The organism is Streptomyces sp. T028, assembly GCF_048159505.1.
In the GTDB taxonomy this organism is placed as follows: domain Bacteria; phylum Actinomycetota; class Actinomycetes; order Streptomycetales; family Streptomycetaceae; genus Streptomyces.
Genome location: NZ_JBLRVZ010000109.1, coordinates 1 through 3,121 on the forward strand (window position 1 = coordinate 1; position 3,121 = coordinate 3,121).

The 3,121-nt window shown below is 66.2% G+C and carries 3 protein-coding genes and 1 pseudogene; 3 read left to right on the forward strand and 1 reads right to left on the reverse strand.

The genetic code is table 11. The features are described from left to right. Window positions 1-881: 881 nt before the first annotated feature. Window positions 882-1,094 (reverse strand): annotated as a pseudogene (locus ACLZN2_RS50665) (hypothetical protein); the annotation flags it as partial. Between the two features lie 104 nt (window positions 1,095-1,198). Between ACLZN2_RS50665 and ACLZN2_RS50670 the strand changes: the two are divergent. The 3 genes from ACLZN2_RS50670 to ACLZN2_RS50680 all read left to right on the forward strand — a co-directional run bounded on the left by ACLZN2_RS50670 (window position 1,199) and on the right by ACLZN2_RS50680 (window position 3,044). Beyond that, window positions 1,199-1,477: a hypothetical protein gene (locus ACLZN2_RS50670; protein ID WP_416987029.1), complete on the forward strand. Its 279-nt coding sequence runs from the start codon at window positions 1,199-1,201 to the stop codon at window positions 1,475-1,477. Next, window positions 1,474-1,866: a type II toxin-antitoxin system VapC family toxin gene (locus ACLZN2_RS50675; RefSeq protein WP_416987031.1), complete on the forward strand. Its 393-nt coding sequence runs from the start codon at window positions 1,474-1,476 to the stop codon at window positions 1,864-1,866. Before ACLZN2_RS50670 ends, ACLZN2_RS50675 begins: the two co-directional genes overlap by 4 nt. A 269-nt stretch (window positions 1,867-2,135) precedes the next feature. Further along, window positions 2,136-3,044: a hypothetical protein gene (locus ACLZN2_RS50680; protein ID WP_416987032.1), complete on the forward strand. Its 909-nt coding sequence runs from the start codon at window positions 2,136-2,138 to the stop codon at window positions 3,042-3,044. The last annotated feature ends 77 nt before the right edge of the window (window positions 3,045-3,121 follow it).

Below are 3,121 nucleotides of genomic sequence, written 5' to 3' on the forward strand. Positions count from 1 at the left end.
GGTATTTACGGGGTGCTGCCATGGTGCTGGTGGTTCTCCTTCGCCAGGACCGTAGCCCTGGCATCAGGGACTCCACAAATCTCAGTACAGCTCAGTGTGTCCCGGAACGCGCGGGTGTCTGCCCGGGCGTGCATTGATCGTGGGATTGTCCGGATGGCACAACCCTGCGGCCCCAAGCACGCGCCTGTGACCGCACAGCAGGTCGGGACCATTTGCACAATCGCCGCACGCACGGCCACCACATGGCCACCACACCGAACCCGACAGACCCGAGCCGACCGGCAGCACAGAACAAAAAGCCAGGTCACAGCCCTGCGAACAGAAGCGCCCACTGTCAGTCGATCCCAGACCTACGCATTGCGATGCGCAGACCACGGGTGCCCGATTAGCCCGGATTCCAAGGTCACCAGAAACAAGAATCCCCAGGTCAGAGGACAGACCTGGGGTTCACCATGGAGCCGCCTTCGGGATTCGAACCCGAGACCTACGCATTACGAGATCACTAGCGATCATGACGCACAGCGTTGCCACGTGCTGTCAAGTCTTGTTTTGCCTGATCAGAGCACGTGCAGCGTGCTGATGCGTGATGCCCTGTCTATGCCGTCCAAAGGCGTCCGCGCTCCCCTTGCGCTCCCCACCCAGGCGAAGCGATGAACCAGCCTGCACAGCCCCTTGGCGCCACCATGGTGGCACAGCTTGTCGGGATCACACATACGAGGCGATGGCCATCACTCGTAGGCTCCTGGCTCACCCCCCTCACACCGACACGCACAGCGGCACGCGCAGTAACAACAGCAGCTCGACGAGAGGCGGCCCGTTTCCACCTCGGGTGTCGCGGCCGTCGGCTCTTCGATGCCTGTGCTCTCGGGTACGTCGATGTGGAGCAGCTTGAGCAAGTCGGCGGTGACGACCCGGTAGGCGTTGCCCAGGCGCAGGACCGTGCACGGATACCGGCCGCGCTTGGCGAGGTCGTACCCCGTGGTCCGGCTGAGGGACAGCGCACGGTTCGCCGTCTCCAGGTCCACGGCCGCAGGCAGCGCGAGCAACTCCTCACGCGTCAGCCCACGGGACGCATCATCGCGCTTGGTGACCACAGAGGACCTGTACCCCGCGAGCCAATCCGCTACCTGCCTCCGGGCGAGCCACAACGCAGCAGAATCACCCCACCGGATAACAAGAGTTTTGTTAAAGTGGCTCCATGGCCACCACCCCCGACCCCGCCCCCGGCGAAGGCCCCGTCCGCCCGGTCTCCGTCTCCCTCCACGAAGGCACCATCGCCGCCCTCAAGGCGCGCACCGGCAAGCGCGGCATGTCCGCCTACGTCGAAGCCCTCATCCAGCGCCAACTGGAACGCGAACGGCTGCACGAACTCATCGAAGACGCGGAAGCCGAACACGGCCCCGTCGACCAGGCAGCCGTCGAGGCCAAGCGGGCACTCCTGCGCAGCAGCGCTGCCGACTCGGCGGACGCCGCGTGAGCGGCACCCTCGTCCTGGACTGCGAAGGCCTGTCCAAACTCGTACGGCGCACACCCGAACTCACCGAATGGCTCGCTGCCGCCGAGGCCGAAGACATTCGCGTCATCACCAGCTCCGTCACCCTCGTCGAGGCCCGCGATCCCAAGATCAACCAGGCCCGTTTCGACTACGCCGTCTCACGGATAAACATCATCCCGCCCACCGAAGCGATCGCCCGCCACGCCAGCAAACTCCTCGCCGCGGCCGGCCTCCACGGCCACAAATACGCCCTTGACGCCATCGTGGCCGCCACCGCGCTGGCCTCACCCTCCCCCGTGACCGTCCTGACCTCGGACCCCGAGGACCTCCTGATGCTGTGCGGCCCTGGCATCCGCGTGATCAAGATCTGACGCAGTGCGCTGCCGGCCCAGCCACAGCCTCCGACTCCCTACTGATCGACACAGCTCTACCCATTCATTTGGGCGCCCGCTGTCGGTGTACTCAAGTACGCTGTCTTTCCGCACGGTCCGGACCGCCGGTAGCCACCGGGGGCACCAGCCGCGGCTCACGCACTTCCCCGTCCGGGAGCGCGCCAGTACCGCGCTCACCAGCGGTGATCTCCTCCTTCGCATGCGCTCCCTCAAGGTTGCGCACCAAACGCGTCCCCGGAGTCTCCCGCATGGCCATCGAGCCCGAACTCGCACCTCTCTTCGACTTCCTGTGCGAGCACAGCCTCAGCAAGAGCCGCGTCATGGCCTTGATCGGTCCACACGCCGGCCCTCGATCTCTCACCGGAGTGCTGACCTGCAAGGACAAGCGCCACGCATACCAAGCGGTCCAGCTACTGCGCCGCGCGCTGGCCTCCCGCGACGCCGCCGCCGTCGAGGAAGACCTGCATGCTCTAGCCTCGGCACTGCCCGACGCCCCCGCCAGCTCCCTGCGCACGGCCATGGCCCACGCAGCCTCAGGAACATGGCCCGCCCCCGCAGGCACGACATTCCGCCCGCCTGAAGAAAACCTTGGGGAAGACGAGGAGACGCAAGACGACGAAACCGCCATCTCGCCGGAGTCAGAAACGCCCCATGGAGCGCGTCTGAAGGACCTGCCGGGCAAGGTCGTACGCATCGCCCATCTGCGCGAGTTCCACATCACCGACGAGGACGCACTCCTACGGGCGGCCATGGATGAGGGCTGGGCGCCGTTGCCCGCATCCGAGTTGGACGAGGACGATCCGCGCGACCTGATCGGCGCCGTGATGACCCTGACCGAGAGCGGTGGCTGGATCACCGGCGCGGACACCCTGGAAGACCAGAGCGAGGCAGGACTGCTGCGCGCCGAAGACGGCGACGAGCTCACCAATTGGAGCCCCGTCCCGGTGACAACCCATTTCGGCCACGGCGGGCGTCTGAGCCAGCCGGTCGCCGACACACCGACCGAAGAGGAGCGGCCCGACTTGGTCGCGCTGTTCCCGGTAAAGGAATGTTCCTGCGAAGACGAGGACTGCGAGGACTGCGGCTGTCAGCTAACCTCGATCTTTCGCGAGGGTCCGCCGACGGAGTCGGTGGACCCTCTTGCTTTCCGGAGCTGATGGTGGGCAGGCCAGCGGCCCGGTTGTCGCGTCGGGTGGGCGCCGGGTTCCACTGCCCGGGGCGGGTGATGTAGTCG